Here is a 14555-nt window from a genome sequence, read left to right as displayed (position 1 = left end):
GACCGCCCATCTTGTCCGGTGGTCAGTCGACCGGCCCGGCGACGCCCACCACCCGGAGCGCCTCGTCGACCAGATGGCCGGTGAACTCGGCATCGAGCGGGTCTCTCGTGACGAGGGCGCGCAGCCAGATGGGTCCGCTGATGGCGTCGGCGAGCCACTGGATGTCGGTGCTCGGCGGGAGCTGCAGGGCGGTGACCGCCCGGTCGATCCGACCGACGAGCTGCTCGCGGCGCGGCTCCACCAGGCGGCGGCGCAGCTCGGCGTCGAGCACCGGATCGTTGGCGGCCGCGGCGATCAGCGAGCCCAGCACGGCGCGCCCCTTGGGCGTGTCGATCACCTCGCGGAGCGACTCGGCGTAGCCGTTGAGGTCGTCGACGATGTCGCCGGTGTCCTCGACGGGGTGCTGGGCGAAGACCTCGTTGACCGCGTCGACGACGGCATCGACGCGCGAGCCCCAGTAGCGGTCGAGGTTGTTGGTGCTCACGCCGGAGCGGGTGGCGATGCCGCTGAAGGACAGGCTCGAGAACCCGGCCTCGGCGAGGAGGTCGAGCGTGGCCCCGGCCAGATCTCGGCGCGACAGGTTGGGCAGCGACCGGGCGCTCGTGGCCACCAGGTCCTCGATGCCCTCGGTGGCATCCTCGTCGGCGCTGACCGGGCGGGCCGGGAGCCACACCGCCGCCACGACCGCACCCGCGAACGCCACCAGCGCACCCACGATCACGGTGTGCTGGAGCGCCACCACGAACGCCTCGTTGGCGGCGTCGGTGATCAGCTGGGCGGCTTGGGCCGGGAGGTGCGCGCCCACGATCGACGCGCTGCCCACCGAGTCGGAGACGGCCTTGGCGGCCTCGGGCGACGCCTTGGCGAGCGCCTCGTAGTTCGGGTTGGACCGGATCTGGCTCGTGTACACGGCGGCGGTGACGCTGCCCAGGATGGCCACGCCGAGGGCGCCGCCGATCTCGCGCGTGGTGTCGTTCACCGCGGAGCCGACGCCGGCGCGCGACGGGGGCAGCGAGCCCATGATCGAGTCGGTCGCCGGCGCCATGGCGAAGCCCATGCCGACACCCACGATGACCAGCACCAGGGCTACGAGCGGGTACCCGCTCGTGACCGTCACCCGGGAGAAGATGAGCAGGGCGAGGCCCACGAGCCCGAGCCCGGTGGCCACCACGATCTTGGTGCCGAACCGGCCGACGAGCTTGGCGCTGAGCGGCGCCGCCACCATCAACGCCAGGGCGATGGGCATGAGGCAGGCACCCGACTTGAGCGCCGAGAACCCCAGCACGAACTGGAGGTACTGCGTCACGAAGAACATGGCGCCGAACATGGCGAAGAACACGAGCGTGACCGCCACCGACGCCGCCGAGAACCGGGGGTTCTTGAAGAACGTGACGTCGAGGATCGGGTGGTCGGTGTGGCGCTCCCAGAGCACGAACGACGTGAGCAGCACCAGCGCTGCCGCACCGCACACCAGGATCACCGGATCGGTCCAGCCGCGCGACGGGCCCTCGATGATGGCGAACAGCATGGCGACCAGCCCGAACAGCGACAGCAGCGTGCCGATGATGTCGAGCCGCTGCGGGTGGGCGTCCTTCGAGTTGGGCACCAGGACCGAGGCCGCGATCACCGCGATGATCACGATCGGGACGTTCACCAGGAAGATCGAGCCCCACCAGAAGTGCTCGAGCAGGTAGCCGCCGGCGAGCGGCCCGATGGCCACGCCGAGGCCCGACACCCCGGCCCAGATCGAGATGGCCCGGGCCCGCTCGGCCGGGTTGCCGAAGACGTTGGTGAGGATCGACAGGGTGCTCGGCATGATGAACGCCGCGCCCAGGCCCTGGACGGCGCGCATGGCGATGAGGGCGTGGGCCGAGCCCGCCTGCGAGCAGGCGAGCGATCCGCAGCCGAAGATGACGAGGCCGACGATGAGCGTCCACTTCCGGCCCAACCGGTCGCCGGTGTTGCCGGCGATCAGCAAGGTGCTGGCGAAGATGATCGTGTAGGCGTCGACGATCCACTGGAGCTCGCTCGACGACGCTCCGATGTCGCGGACCAGCGTGGGCAGCGCCACGTTGACGATGGTCCCGTCGATGCCGACGATCAGCAGGGCCAGGCACAAGACGCCGAGGATCGTCCAGCGGTTGGGATCGCTGGGGATGGCTCCTTCCGCCTCGAGCTCGTCGGTGGAGAGCCGATCGAGGTCGTCCGCTGTGGCACTGCCCGCGTCGCCCATGCGGGGAGTCTCACAGCTTCCGGCCGAGAAGTCACCAGGTCATCGCGCCGGCGTTCACCCATGGGCCGCCCTGGAGCAGATCCCCGTCGCCCGGCGGCCCGGGCCGCTCCGGCACTACCTGACGGGTAATCGATCTTCCGCGGCCTCGGGCGCACGATCGGTGGAGCAACCATCCACCGAGCCATCGGAGCACCCCATGACCGACACCACCACCCTCATCGACACCCACCTGGCCGCGTACGCCGAGCCCGACCCGAAGCGGCGCGTCGAGCTGCTCACCGACGTGTGGGCCGCCGACGGCGAGCTGCTCGATCCACCGTTCGACGGCAGCGGCATCGACGCCATCTCGGGCCTGACCGACGCCGTGTTGGCCCACTACCCGGGCCACGCCTTCCGCCGCACCACGGCGGTCGACGAGCACCATGCGTTCGCCCGCTACGGCTGGGACCTGGTGGCGCCCGACGGGACGGTGGCGGTCAGCGGCACCGATGTCGCCGAGCTCGACGACGGGCGGATCGTCCGCATCGTCGGCTTCTTCGGCGACCTCGCCGCGGCATGACAGCCTGGACCGGAAGCGACCACGAGGAGCAGTGACATGGCAGCGACGGTGGGCGTCGGCCCGTTGGTCAAGGAGTGGCGGGGGCGCCGCCGTCGCAGCCAGCTGGACCTCGCGCTGGAGGTGGGCGTCTCCGCCCGCCACCTGAGCTTCGTGGAGACCGGCCGGTCGCGGCCCAGCCCCGAGCTGGTGCTGACCCTCGCCCACCACCTCGACGTGCCCCTGCGCGAGCGCAACGCCCTCCTCCTCGCCGCCGGGTACGCCCCTCGCTACCAGGAGACCCCGTTGGACGATCCGGCGATGGACCAGGTGCGCTCGTCGCTCACCCGCCTGCTGGCGGCCCACGACCCGTACCCCGGTGTGGTGATCGATGCCCGCTGGGACATCGTCCTGGCGAACGAGGCCGCCGGGCTGCTCACCGCAGTGCTGCCGCCCGAGCTGGCCGCGCCTCCCGTCAACGTGTTCCGGGCCTGCCTGCACCCCGACGGCCTGGCTCGCATCACGCGCAACCTCGAGCCGTGGGCCACCTACCTGCTGAGCGAGCTGCACCGGATGGCGGTCCGCTCCGCCGACCCGGGGCTGCTCGAGCTGGAGCGCGAGGTGCACGCCTACCCCGTGATCGACCACCTGGTCGGCTCGGGCCGTTGGCTCGACGACGCGCCCACCGGTCTGCTGGTGCCGGTGGAGCTCGACCTGGGTGGCCAGGTCCTGGCGCTGTTCACCACCCTCACCTCGTTCGGCACCCCTCGCGACATCACGCTGGCGGAGCTCGCTGTCGAGCTCTTCTACCCGGCCGACGCCGCCACCGAGGCGGCGTTGCGCGGCCCAACCGGCTGACGACCCGCCCGCATCGTCGCCACCGGCCGCGCACCGGGCCGAGGAGCGTTCAGTCGGCGGCGGTCACGCGCCTCGTCATCGTGATGCTGAGGGCGCCGACCCACAGGATCCACAGGAACGGGCCGACGCCACCGGCGTAGCCCGCCGCGTTGAATCCGCTCCTGGTGAACATGCCTCCGAGCTCGACGACGTTGGCCGCGATCTCGATCGCCCCGAGCACCACCAGCCAGCGCGGCAGCACCCCTGACCGCCAGATCACGATGATGGGGGCGAGCACGGACACGAGGGCCGCGCCGGCGCTCAACGCGTACAGGGACAGGTTGTTGGCATCGAAGGCGAGCTGCACGAGCGCCGGGTCGAGGCCACCCGCACCTCGCCAGACGATCGCGGCGAGTGGGACCGTGCCTCCCAGGATGATGGCCAGCAGGGCGATCCAGGAAGCGAACGTCGCGTTGGCAAGCGCAGGCGCGCCGCCCTCGACCGCGAGGAAGTCGCGGAGGTAGCCGAGGAACCAGAGCAGGAACGTGACGGCGATCGACGCCAGGAGGAAGCCGAGCAGCAGGCCGGTGCGCGCCTCGCGCAGATGAGCCGCGATCTCGGTCGCGGATGCGTCAGGCGCGAGGGGCGAGCCCCCAGCGAAGGCGCTGGCGACGTAGACCGCCGCTCCGACGGCGCCTGATGCCGCCCCGGCGCGGCGCCAGGTGAGGTCGTTCGTCCGGCGGAGCGTCGGCGCGGGCGCGGCGGCAGCGGGTGGTTGGAGGTGCATCATCGTGAGCTCCTGGGTAGCTGTGGCTCCGCCTGGTGGCGGAGGGTGGGTGGCGCCCGGAGGGTCAGCTCTCGGTGCGCTCGACCTCGCGGCGGGTTGCCGCTGACGCGAGCTCGGTCCTGGTTGCGACCCCGAGCTTGGCGAAGATGTGGCTCAGGTGGACCTTGACGGTCCCCCGGGCGATGAAGAGGCGCGCCGCGATCTCCGGATTGGTGAGACCCTCCGCGGCCAGGGCCACGACCTGGTTCTCCGTGGGCGTGAGGCTGGCCCAACCCATCGAGGGCCGCTTGCGCTCGCCCCGGGCGCGGGTCGCGTAGGCGACGGCTTGGCTGATGTCGAGCTCCGAGCCCTCGCTCCAGGCGGCGGCGAACCGGTCGGCGCCGAGCAGCTCCGTGGTGCGAGCAAGATCGCGGTCGTAGGCGGATTGGCAGCTGGGCCATCGGGCGATCGAACGGCGAGCGCGCAGGGTGGCGGCGGCGCTGAAGAGCCGAGCCGCTTCCGCCGCGCTCTCGTGCTCGAGGGCCAGCCCGGCGACGGCCTCGAGGCCCTCGATGATCCCGGGAACCAGGCCGGCCTCGACGCACTGCTGGAGCGCGGCGTGCTCGAGGTCCTCGGCGTCGCCGTACTCGCCGTCGGCACGGGCAACCGCACCGAGCTGATGATCGACCATGGCGTGCAACCACGGGTTCCCGAGCCGAGCGGCGCCCTTGCGCGCCTTGGCGAGCGCGGCCTTCGCGTCCGCGGTCTCGCCGAGCGCCGTGTCGGCCGTGCCGAGCAGGATGCGAGCCCAGGTGAGGAACACCGGGAGGCACGGCTTGGCCAGGCGGGCCGTCACGATGCGATGGGCCTCAGCGGCGTCGCCGACGCTGAGCGCGACGGTCGCCCGGCCGAGCTCGGCGTGGTGCACGCCCATCTCCCCTCCCGTCGCCCGGGCCCGGGCGATGAAGGCATCGAGGCGCGCCTGGGCTGCGGCCGGGTCGCCGGTGAGGAGCTCGAGCTCGGCGAGCCATGCGATCGCCAGACCGGCCGTCGCGGGATCGCCGACCTCGCGGCAGGCCTGCAGGGCGCGGTGCAGGTGATCGCGAGCGGCGGTGACGTCACCTCGGTGGACCGCGCTCATCCCCCGGCCGGCATGGCACCACGCGGCGAAGAACACGTTGTGCAGCGAGGCCGCCACCTCGTCGAGGGCGTCGAGCGCGCCGGCGAGCGCCTCATGGTCGTCCTCGGCCATCCACGAGACCGTGATCATCTTCAGGCCGTCGGCGATGGCCCAGTTGTCACCCAGCGAGCGGCCGAGCGAGACGCTGGCGTCGAGGGCCTCCCGAGCGGCGGGCGGGTCCGTCCACAGCTGGGCGTAGCCGATGGTGTTCAGCGCCCGGGCCTTGGCCCAGGCGTCTCCGACGGACTCGGCCAGCGCCAGGGCTTCCGGCGCCAGCGCCATGGCCACCGCGAAGTCATCGCTGTACAGCGCCACGTGGGCGGCCCCCCAGAGGGCGCGGGCCCGGACGACGTCGCCACCGTCGGTGGGCTCCTGCGCCAACGCCCGGGCGAACCAACGGCCGCCCTCGACCAAGTGCCCGCGAAGTTCCCAGAACAGCGTCAGTCCGGTCACCAGGCGGAGGAAGAGATCCGTACGTCCGGTGGCATCAGCCCACTCCAGCGCCGCACGCTCGTTGTCGAGATCGATCTCGAGGGCCGCCAACCACCGCGGACCGTCAGCCAGGGCCAGCTCCGGCTCGATGCGGGTCACCGCGGCGACGAAGACCTCGAGGTGACGATCCCGTGCCGCATCGGCGTCGCCGGCTTCGATCAGTCGATCACGGGCATACACGCGCACCGACTCCAGCAGGCGGTACCGGGCACCGCCGGGGTCGACGCTCACCAGCGACTTGTCGACGAGGCGGGTCACGATGTCGAGCACGGCGAACGGGTCCACACCGTCGTCCGCGCCCACGAGCTCCGCCGCCTCCAGCGTGAAGCCACCCGCGAAGACCGACAGGCGTCGCAGGGTGGCGCTCTCTGCCGCGTCGAGCAGCTCGTAGCTCCACGCCATCGACGCCTCGAGCGTCTGCTGCCGTGGCATCGCGAGGCGATCGCCGCCCGTGAGCAGGCGGAAGCGATCGTCCAGCCCGGCCGCGATGCGCTCCGGGTGCATCATCCGGACGCGTGCGGCGGCGAGCTCGATGCCCAGCGGCAAGCCGTCGACGCGCTGGCAGATGCGACGGACCACCTCGACCTGCTCGGGGTCGGGTGCGTAGCCCGGGCGCACCCGCGACGCCCGCTCGACGAACAGTTCGATGGCAGACGCGTCGTCCAGCGATGGCACCCGCCATCCGACCTCTCCGGCCAACCCGAGCGGCTCGCGGCTGGTGGCGAGCACCGTCAGCCCCGGCACCGTCGACAGCAGCTCGAGCACCAGCCGAGCGGCCCCATCGAGGACCTGCTCGCAGTTGTCGAGGACGAGCAGCCCTTCCCGATCGCGCAGCTGCTCCGCCAAGGTGTCACCCGCCGGACGGTCGGGCTCCTCCCGCACCCCCACCCCCGCGGCGACGACGCCGGCCACGAGCTGCGCATCCCGCACCGACGCCAGTTCGACGAACCACACGTCACGGCCGGCCGCCGCGGCCGCGTCGGAGGCGAGCCGCAACGCGAGCCGCGTCTTCCCGCACCCACCTGCGCCGGTGACGGTGACCAGCCGCTCCCGATCGAGGATCGCAGCCAACTCCACCAGGGCCGCGCCCCGGCCGATCAGCGGCGTGATCGGCAGCGGAAGCGGCATCAACGGCCGATCGTACGCATCGCCGCAATCGCCGGCACCGGTCACCTCGCACCGCCGAGCATCCAGGGGAGGTGCACCCGAAGCGATCATGCTGCGATTCTCTGCGCCGACCGAGCCGTGAACATCCCCCAGGTGGCATAGATCGTCGAGGGCGCTGCTCCTGGGCGCGGCGCGCCGAGCGCAGGGTCCGCTCCCGACGGGCCCTCCAGCCGGCCGGCGCCGCCACCGAGGCCGCACCGCGATCGATGGCGGCGACGAGCCCGGAGGGCTCGTAGCTGGCTAGTACCCGCCTCGGCCGGAAGAAGCCGCCGTGGTGGACGGGGTGGTGCTGGACGACGACGCTGCGGTGCCCGAGTAGAAGGCGCCCTGCATGCCCATGGTGCCGTGGAAGTCGCAGTGGAAGTCGAGCGAGCCCGACATCGGCACGGTCACCGTGACGGTGGCCTTGCTGCCAGGGTCGACCTTCTGGTCGATGCTCGAGTCGGCGAGGGTGAACGTGTGGGGGTTGCTGCCCTCGTTCTTCAGCTCGACGGTCACCTTGGCTCCAGGTGCCGCCTTGATGAACGTGGGCTTGAAGTAGTTGTCGTCCATCTCGACCGTCAGGTTGGTCTTCATGCCCGCCGACGAGATGTCCTTGGTGCCCTTGTTCGTGACCTTGCCGCTGAGCGCGACGGGTGCTCCGCCCGTCGCGGCGCTGCCGCTGGCGGGTGCGGTGGTGCCGCTGCTGTCGCTCCCACCGCTGCTCCCGCAGCCGGCGGCCACGAATGCGAGGGTGAGGGCCAGGGCAAGAGCGGCGCCGAGGGTCCGGGATCGGGTCATAACGAGTCCTCCGTGTCAGCCGGCGGGGTGCCGGTCCGTCGGGGGTACTACGGACGGGACCGCCAGAGGGATTGCCGCCGTACGATCTTCTGGTGCCGCGCAATCCCAAAGCGGTCCTCGGCCGTACACCTGGCATGTGGTCCGCGTCTGACGAAGCGCTCCTCGCCGGCATCGCCACCGGCGACGGGTCGGCCGCGCGCACGTTCGTGCGCCGCTACCAGCAGCGGGTGTTCGGCCTGGCGCTCACCATCTTGAGCGACCGCCACAGCGCGGAGGACGCGGCCCAAGATGCGTTCGTGCGGATCTGGCGCCACGCCGGCGCGTTCGACCCGCGGCGCGGCAAGGTGGCGCCGTGGGTGCTCACCATCACCCGCAACGCCGCGCTCGACGCCGTCCGGCTGCGCCGGGCCGTGCCCGCTGACCCCGAGACCATGCTGGCCCTGGCGCTTCCCTCGGCCGAGCGGTCCCCGAGCGACCACGCCGAGCTCGACTTCGACATCGACCGGGCCCGCGGGGCGCTGGCCGAGCTGCCGGCCGACCAGCGCCAGGCCGTGCTGCTCGCCGCGTTCTACGGGCTCACCGCGGCGGAGATCGCGGCCATCGCCGACATCCCGCTGGGCACCGCCAAGACCCGCATCCGCACCGGCCTGCGCAAGCTGCGCACCCTCCTCGACACCGAGGCCACCCGATGAGCGCCACCGCCTGCGACCGGTTCCGGGACGTGGCGCCCGAGCTGGCGCTCGGCATCGCGGTCGGCGACGAGCGCGCCGCCGCGCTCGACCACCTCGACGCCTGCGCGGAGTGCCGGCGGGAGCTCGACCGCCTCACCAGCACCGTCGATGCGGTCATCGCCAGCGCACCCGCGGCCGAGCCGTCGAGCGGGTTCGAGCTGCGGGCCCTCGCCGGGTTCGACGAGGCCGCCAGTGGCGTCGTCGCGCTGCCGGCCACACCCCGACGCTCCCGGCGCCTGCGGTGGGTGGCTGCCGCCGCGGCCGCGGTGGTGCTGGCCCTGGCCGCCGGCGGCATCGTCCAGTGGCGCAACCAGCAGGGACCGAGCCGCCCCGGCAGCACCGAGATCGCCGCCGGCGCCGGAGCCCACGGCGTGCTCACCACCCCCGACGGCGCGGCCGTCGGCAGCGTGCACGTCGACCACGGATCGGTCGGGACCGCGGGGGCGGCCTCCCAGCTGGTGGTGGCGGTCGACGCCGGCGCCCCCACCGGCACCTACCGGGTGCAGTGCGACTACGAGTCGGGGCGGCCGTACACCGCCGGCGAGCTGGAGGTCGGGGCCGGCGGCGTGCCCCACTGGAGCGCCACCGTCTCGGTGCCCACCTACGACCTGCGCCGCGTCCGGCTGGTCAGCACCACGGGCAGCGAGAACCTCGAGGCCGAGCTCGCCCGCTGACCCGAGCGGCGCCGCCGGGGGCGCGCGAGGCTCCCGGCCATGACCTTCGGATTCGAATCGACCACCGACGACGTGCTGGACGGCATCGACCTCACCGGCCACTGGGTGCTCGTCACGGGCGCATCCTCCGGTCTCGGCCAGGAGACCGCTCGCGCCGTCGCCGCCCGCGGCGCCAACGTGGTGCTCGGCGTCCGCGACGTCGCCAAGGGCGAGGCCGCGGCCGAGCCGGTGCGCGCCGCGGCGGCCGCCACCGGCGCCTCGGTGGAGCTGCGCGCCGTCGACCTGGCGTCGCTGTCGTCGATCCGCGCCTTCACCGACGAGGTGAGCGGAAGCCACGACCGTCTCGACGCCATCATCGCCAACGCGGGGGTGATGGGCTGCCCGGAGGGCCGGACCGACGACGGCTTCGAGCTGCAGTTCGGCACCAACCACCTCGGCCACTTCCTGCTGGTCAACCGCCTACGGCCGCTCCTGGCGGGCGGTCCCGCCCGCATCATCAACCTCTCGTCCGCCGGGCACCGCTTCAGCGATGTGGTGCTCGACGACATCAACTTCGAGCAGACCGCCTACGACCCGTGGATCTCGTACGGGCGCTCGAAGACCGCCAACGTGCTCTTCACCGTGGAGCTCGACCGCCGCGGCCGCGACGCCGGCCAGCGGTCGGCCGCCGTGCACCCCGGCTCGATCATGACCGACCTCGGCCGCCACCTCACGGAGGAGACCCTGTCCACGCTGCAGGCGGCCCGTGCCGGGCGGCCCACCAACTGGAAGACGGTCCCCCAGGGCGCGGCCACCAGCGTGTGGGCCGGGTTCACCGCGGATGCCGACGAGATGGGCGGCAACTACTGCGAGGACTGCGGCGTGGCGTCGATCACCGACGACCAGAACAGCCCCACCGGCGTCTTCGCCTACGCGCTCGATCCCGATTCGGCGAAGGCGCTGTGGGCCCGCTCCGAGGAGCTCGTAGCCGAGTCGTTCCCCGCCTGATCGTCCGCTGATGACCTGATCCTCGCCCGACCGCGAGCGTGGGAGGCGGGCCGCGGCGACCGGCGTCAGGAGATGGCGTCGGCCACCACGTTCCAGCGCTCGATGACGGGCACCTCGCGCTCGAACGACAGCACGCTCACGCTGGCCGGGTCGAGCACCAGGTTGGAGCCGAACAGGGCCGGCTGCCCGCACCACCGCGCGCCCAGGATCCGAAGGAGGTGGGCGTGGGCGAAGATCAACGTGACCTGTTGGGGATCACCCAGGCCGGCGATGACCTGGTCGACGCGGGTGGCCACCGACTCCAGCGCCTCGGCCCCCGCCATGGGGTGGGTCCAGATCGACCAGGCGGGATCGTCGACGCGGATCTCTGCGGTGGTCCGGCCCTCGGCCTGGCCGTAGTCCCACTCCACCAGCCGGTCGTCGACCTCGGCCCGATCGCCGAAGCCGGCCAGCGCGCACGTGTCTCGCGCCCGGCTGAGCGGACTGGTCAGCACCCGGTCGGCGTGGAGCTTTCCCAGCACGGGGGCGAGCGCGGCGGCCTCGGCGCGCCCCCGCTCGGTGAGGGGCACGTCGGTGCGACCGGTGTGGCGGCGCTCGACGCTCCACTCGGTCTCGCCGTGGCGGACCAGGTAGATCACGAGAGGGTGCGGCGCAGCAGCGAGTGCACGCGCTCCCAGTGGCGCTCGGACGCGGCGCGGTCGTACCGGGGGCCGGCCGGGGCGAAGCCGTGCTGGGCCCCGGTCTCCACATCGATGGTGAACGTGGTGCCCGCAGCGAGCAGCGCGTCGAGGACCTCCTCGCGCTGGTCAGCCGGGGCCGTGGGGTCGGGGTCGCACCAGGCGAAGTGGAGCTCGGCGGTCACCGCATCGAGCCCGAGGTGGGGCGAGTCGGTCGTGTCGCGGACCAGCCAGGCGCCGTGGATCGACGCGGCCGCGGCCACGCGGTCGGGGAGGGACCGGGCCAGCGCCACGGCCAGCCCGCCGCTCATGCAGAACCCGACGGCCCCGACCCGGCCGTCTCGGGCGGCCGGGTCTCCGGCCGCGGCCGCCAGCAGGGCCTCGGCGTCGGGGACGATGTTGGTGGGGGTGATGGTGCCCATGAGGTCGCCCCGGGCGTGCATGTCCTCGTCGCTCAGGCCGAACTCCCGGTAGGGCCCGCCCCGGTAGTACAGGTACGGGAGCATCACGTAGTACCCGGCGGTGGCGAGGCGCGACGCCATGTCCCGCAGCGCCGGCCGGACCGATGGCGCGTCCATCAGGTAGAGGACGACGGGGTGCGGGCCGCCGTGCTCGGGGTGGAAGACGAACGTCGGCATGTCGCCATCGGGCGTGGTCACGGTGATCTCTCGCTCGATCATGGGCCGAGTCTCACAGACCTGCGTCGGACGGACGATCGCAGCGGGCGGTCCCCGAGCAGCGGCACCACCGATCGGCCACCATGGGCACCAGCCCACGCACCGGCTCCGCACCCCGACCGAGGAGAACCGCCATGCTCGTACCCCTGACCGACCTGCCTGAAGGCGTCATCGGCTTCGAGGGCAAGGGGAAGCTCCACTCGGACGACTACATCAGCACCCTGCTGCCCGCCGTCGAGGCGGCCGCCAAGGCCGGCGGCGTGCGCGTGGTGCTGGTGTTCGACGAGTGGGACGGCCTCAGCGCCGGTGCCTACTGGGAGGACCTCAAGATGGGCGTCGAGCACCTCACCGGGTGGAAGCGCATCGCGCTGGTCACCGACATCGAGTGGATGCAGCACCTGACGGCGATGTTCGGCTGGATGACCCCTGGCGCCATGAAGCACTTCTCGGTGGCGGACAGGGCCGACGCCATCGCGTGGGCGGCGGCCGACGATTGACGGCGCGGGCTAGAGCCCGGGTCACCTCGAGACCACCTCGATCGGCGGGCACGACCACGTCCCCTCGAGGATCGGCTTCTGCGGCAGGTACAGCCGCATGACCAGCGTGAACGGGCCATCCGGCACCGGCAGCCAGTTCACGTCGGCATCGCCGGGCCTGGTGTGGCTCAGCTCGATGTCGACGCTCCCGTCGGCCGACCGCACCAGCCCGGGGGTCTCGCCCGACAGCGAGTAGCGGTCGATCTCGTTCGGGTAGAAGTAGAGGTCGCGGCCGTAGACCGTGAACGACCAGAACCCGTCGACCGGGGGCAGGTCGTCGCCGGCGAGGTGGATCCGGTAGCGCTTCGACCCGTCGAGCGGCTTGCCGTCCGACGCGGTGACCGCCCGCGGGTAGACCGCCTCCTCCGCCGGGACCGGCCCCCAGAAGTACCGGGCGATGACCGCCTGCTGGCGCAGTCCGAGCTCGTCGCCGCTCTTGCCCAGGTCGAGGTTGATCGCCCACCCGTCGACCGTGTCTCCCGTCGATGCCACCGAGTCGGAGAGGCCCTTCAGTCCAGCGGTCACCGCCGCGGTCATGGCGGGCACCTGGTCGGGATGATCGGTGGTGGGGGTCTTCCCCCGTCCGACGAGATCGTCGACGGCCGCCAGCGCCTGCTTCTGATCGACGGTCACGGGCCCGTCGGAGGCGAGCATCCCGCTGAGCTCGTCGTAGAACTCGGCGCCGTTGCGGCCCACCTCCTGGGGCGGGCCGATCGGCTTGGGCAGGGAGGGTGCCGCACCGGTGGGCGGGTTCAGCGGCGTCATCTTGATCGACGCCGCCACCTGGGCGGCCTGGTCCACGTCGGCCTCGGTGGCTCGCACCCGGCCGAGGATGAACGCGTGGCGCGTGGGGCTGTCGACGCGGGTGGCGCCCGCGGGGAGGTCGACCTGGTCGCCCTTGCGGGCCACGACCCACGTGCCGGCCTTGCCGCCCGTGGCCCGCGTGCCCAGCAGGGCGACGCCGCCCATCCAGGCGTCGAGGATCTGGAGCACGTGGTAGCGGTCGGGGATGTCGGGCAGGGTGAGCACCTGCGGGCCGGCGTCGAGGTCGAGCACGGCGATGGCGTAGAGCGTGTCGTGGTTGGGGGCGACGATGAACTTCGAGTCGGCGTTCGAGAGCGACCTGGTGGCGAACAGGTGGTTGATGCCCACCAGCCCCCCGAAGTCCTGCAGCGTCCGCATGGTGACGACCAGCGGCACGCCGGCGTAGAAGGCCTCCTCCAGCGGATCGGTCGCCACCGCCGCGGTCGTGGTGGTGAGGCCGGCTCGCGCCTCGTCCGATCCATCGCTCGAGGAGCTGTCGTCGCTGCTGCACGCGGCCAGGCCGCCGAGCGCGATCGCACCGGACGCGGCGCTGACCCCCAGCAGGAAGCGCCGCCGACCGAGGGCGCCGACCATCGTGGTCTGGTCCGGATCGTCCATCAGGACGATGGTGCCAGCTCCGGCCGGCTCAGGCCCCGTCAGGGAGGTTGGCGAAGTCGGGCTTGCGGCCCTCGGCGAACGCCGCGAACGCCTCGAGGTTGGCGGGCCCGCCGAGCAGCTCGATGAACGCCTGGTTCTCCCGCTCCCGCGCCGCCTCGATCTCGGGGCGGAGCGGTTCGGTGATGGTGCGCTTGCAGGCCACCAGGCTGGAGATGGGCATCGACGCCAGGTGCTCCGCGTGGCTCCGGGCCAGGGCCATGAGCTCGTCGGGCTCGGCCAGCTTCCAGACCAGGCCCATCTCGTGGGCCTCGGTCGCGCCGACCCACTCGGAGCTGAGCAGCATCCACGTGGCGTTCTGGCGCCCGATCAGCCGCGGGAGCAGGAAGCTCGACGCCGCCTCGGGCGCAACGGCCAGGCTCGTGAACGGGCACTTGAGCTTGGCGGTGGTGCTCATGAAGGCCAGGTCGGCGAAGCCCAAGATGGTGGCGCCGATCCCGAGGCCGATGCCGTTCACCGCGATGACCAGCGGCTTGGGGAACGCGGTGAGCGCGTCGATGAGCCCGAGGAACCCGTGCTTGCCCTCCTGGAACCCGTCGGGGTCCATCACCCGCGACGCCATCTCCACCAGGTCGGTGCCGGCGCAGAACGCGCGGCCGGCGCCGGTGAGCAGCACGACGGCCACGCCCGGGTCTTGGGCGGCGTCGAGCAGGCCCTCGGTGAGGGCGTCGTACAGCGCCTCGTTGCACGCGTTGAGCGCCTCGGGCCGATTGAGGGTGATGGTGCGGACGCGGGCCTCGTCGTCGATCAGCACCGACGGGGCCTGCGGTTCGGTGGGGTCGCTCAACGTGTCCTCCTCGACAT

General features: G+C 72.4%; 14 protein-coding genes. 6 read left to right on the top strand and 8 right to left on the bottom strand.

What is annotated here, in order from left to right:
• Positions 1–22: 22 nt before the first annotated feature.
• Positions 23–2233 (bottom strand): DHA2 family efflux MFS transporter permease subunit, encoded by a 2211-nt coding sequence (locus ACPPVX_RS12030; protein ID WP_426570797.1) that lies wholly within the window; start codon positions 2231–2233, stop codon positions 23–25.
• A 196-nt stretch (positions 2234–2429) separates the two neighbouring features.
• On the opposite strand from ACPPVX_RS12030, the gene ACPPVX_RS12025 reads away from it, so the two are divergent.
• On the top strand, positions 2430–2792 hold the full coding sequence (locus ACPPVX_RS12025) for a nuclear transport factor 2 family protein (RefSeq protein ID WP_426570796.1): 363 nt from the start codon (positions 2430–2432) through the stop codon (positions 2790–2792).
• A 36-nt stretch (positions 2793–2828) separates the two neighbouring features.
• The gene (locus ACPPVX_RS12020; RefSeq protein ID WP_426570795.1) at positions 2829–3626 is read left to right on the top strand and encodes a helix-turn-helix domain-containing protein; all 798 of its coding nucleotides are present in this window, start codon (positions 2829–2831) and stop codon (positions 3624–3626) included.
• 49 nt (positions 3627–3675) lie between these two features.
• On the opposite strand, the gene ACPPVX_RS12015 is transcribed toward ACPPVX_RS12020, so the two are convergent.
• The 3 genes from ACPPVX_RS12015 to ACPPVX_RS12005 form a co-directional block, all read right to left on the bottom strand.
• Entirely contained in the window at positions 3676–4395 is a 720-nt protein-coding gene (locus ACPPVX_RS12015; protein ID WP_426570794.1) for a hypothetical protein, read from the bottom strand.
• A 61-nt stretch (positions 4396–4456) separates the two neighbouring features.
• Entirely contained in the window at positions 4457–7171 is a 2715-nt protein-coding gene (locus tag ACPPVX_RS12010; protein WP_426570793.1) for a helix-turn-helix transcriptional regulator, read from the bottom strand.
• Positions 7172–7450: 279 nt separating this feature from the next.
• Positions 7451–7990, bottom strand: coding sequence for a cupredoxin domain-containing protein (locus ACPPVX_RS12005; RefSeq protein WP_426570792.1), 540 nt, complete (start codon positions 7988–7990; stop codon positions 7451–7453).
• 134 nt (positions 7991–8124) lie between these two features.
• Here ACPPVX_RS12005 and ACPPVX_RS12000 point away from each other — a divergent pair, with 134 nt between their 5' ends.
• From ACPPVX_RS12000 to ACPPVX_RS11990, 3 genes are read left to right on the top strand one after another with little or no spacing between them, the layout of a single operon-like run.
• Positions 8125–8682: an RNA polymerase sigma factor gene (locus ACPPVX_RS12000; protein ID WP_426570791.1), complete on the top strand. Its 558-nt coding sequence runs from the start codon at positions 8125–8127 to the stop codon at positions 8680–8682.
• Positions 8679–9395: a hypothetical protein gene (locus ACPPVX_RS11995; RefSeq protein WP_426570790.1), complete on the top strand. Its 717-nt coding sequence runs from the start codon at positions 8679–8681 to the stop codon at positions 9393–9395. Before ACPPVX_RS12000 ends, ACPPVX_RS11995 begins: the two co-directional genes overlap by 4 nt.
• Positions 9396–9434: 39 nt before the next feature.
• On the top strand, positions 9435–10382 hold the full coding sequence (locus ACPPVX_RS11990; protein WP_426570789.1) for an SDR family NAD(P)-dependent oxidoreductase: 948 nt from the start codon (positions 9435–9437) through the stop codon (positions 10380–10382).
• Between the two features lie 65 nt (positions 10383–10447).
• Here ACPPVX_RS11990 and ACPPVX_RS11985 read toward each other — a convergent pair whose 3' ends face one another.
• Positions 10448–11020, bottom strand: coding sequence for a histidine phosphatase family protein (locus ACPPVX_RS11985; protein WP_426570788.1), 573 nt, complete (start codon positions 11018–11020; stop codon positions 10448–10450).
• Entirely contained in the window at positions 11017–11739 is a 723-nt protein-coding gene (locus tag ACPPVX_RS11980) for a dienelactone hydrolase family protein (RefSeq protein WP_426570787.1), read from the bottom strand. The genes ACPPVX_RS11985 and ACPPVX_RS11980 overlap by 4 nt, the downstream gene beginning before the upstream one ends.
• A 131-nt stretch (positions 11740–11870) precedes the next feature.
• Between ACPPVX_RS11980 and ACPPVX_RS11975 the strand changes: the two genes are divergently transcribed.
• Positions 11871–12233, top strand: coding sequence for an STAS/SEC14 domain-containing protein (locus tag ACPPVX_RS11975; protein ID WP_426570786.1), 363 nt, complete (start codon positions 11871–11873; stop codon positions 12231–12233).
• A gap of 21 nt (positions 12234–12254) precedes the next feature.
• On the opposite strand, the gene ACPPVX_RS11970 is transcribed toward ACPPVX_RS11975, so the two are convergent.
• On the bottom strand, positions 12255–13694 hold the full coding sequence (locus ACPPVX_RS11970) for a DUF1254 domain-containing protein (protein WP_426570785.1): 1440 nt from the start codon (positions 13692–13694) through the stop codon (positions 12255–12257).
• A gap of 28 nt (positions 13695–13722) precedes the next feature.
• Positions 13723–14538 (bottom strand): enoyl-CoA hydratase/isomerase family protein, encoded by an 816-nt coding sequence (locus ACPPVX_RS11965; RefSeq protein WP_426570784.1) that lies wholly within the window; start codon positions 14536–14538, stop codon positions 13723–13725.
• Positions 14539–14555 lie beyond the last annotated feature (17 nt).

It is taken from the genome of Aquihabitans sp. McL0605 (assembly GCF_049993875.1).
GTDB lineage: Bacteria > Actinomycetota > Acidimicrobiia > Acidimicrobiales > Iamiaceae > Aquihabitans.
This window is presented reverse-complemented; position numbering and strand designations above follow the sequence as displayed.

Coding starts and splice junctions, on each gene's coding strand:
- ACPPVX_RS12010 (WP_426570793.1), bottom strand. CDS start 7,171: ATGCCGCTTCCGCTGCCGATCACGCCGCTGATCGGCCGGGGCGCGGCC.
- ACPPVX_RS12015 (WP_426570794.1), bottom strand. CDS start 4,395: ATGATGCACCTCCAACCACCCGCTGCCGCCGCGCCCGCGCCGACGCTC.
- ACPPVX_RS12000 (WP_426570791.1), top strand. CDS start 8,125: ATGTGGTCCGCGTCTGACGAAGCGCTCCTCGCCGGCATCGCCACCGGC.
- ACPPVX_RS12005 (WP_426570792.1), bottom strand. CDS start 7,990: ATGACCCGATCCCGGACCCTCGGCGCCGCTCTTGCCCTGGCCCTCACC.
- ACPPVX_RS12025 (WP_426570796.1), top strand. CDS start 2,430: ATGACCGACACCACCACCCTCATCGACACCCACCTGGCCGCGTACGCC.
- ACPPVX_RS11995 (WP_426570790.1), top strand. CDS start 8,679: ATGAGCGCCACCGCCTGCGACCGGTTCCGGGACGTGGCGCCCGAGCTG.
- ACPPVX_RS12020 (WP_426570795.1), top strand. CDS start 2,829: ATGGCAGCGACGGTGGGCGTCGGCCCGTTGGTCAAGGAGTGGCGGGGG.
- ACPPVX_RS12030 (WP_426570797.1), bottom strand. CDS start 2,233: ATGGGCGACGCGGGCAGTGCCACAGCGGACGACCTCGATCGGCTCTCC.
- ACPPVX_RS11990 (WP_426570789.1), top strand. CDS start 9,435: ATGACCTTCGGATTCGAATCGACCACCGACGACGTGCTGGACGGCATC.
- ACPPVX_RS11970 (WP_426570785.1), bottom strand. CDS start 13,694: ATGGACGATCCGGACCAGACCACGATGGTCGGCGCCCTCGGTCGGCGG.
- ACPPVX_RS11980 (WP_426570787.1), bottom strand. CDS start 11,739: ATGATCGAGCGAGAGATCACCGTGACCACGCCCGATGGCGACATGCCG.
- ACPPVX_RS11975 (WP_426570786.1), top strand. CDS start 11,871: ATGCTCGTACCCCTGACCGACCTGCCTGAAGGCGTCATCGGCTTCGAG.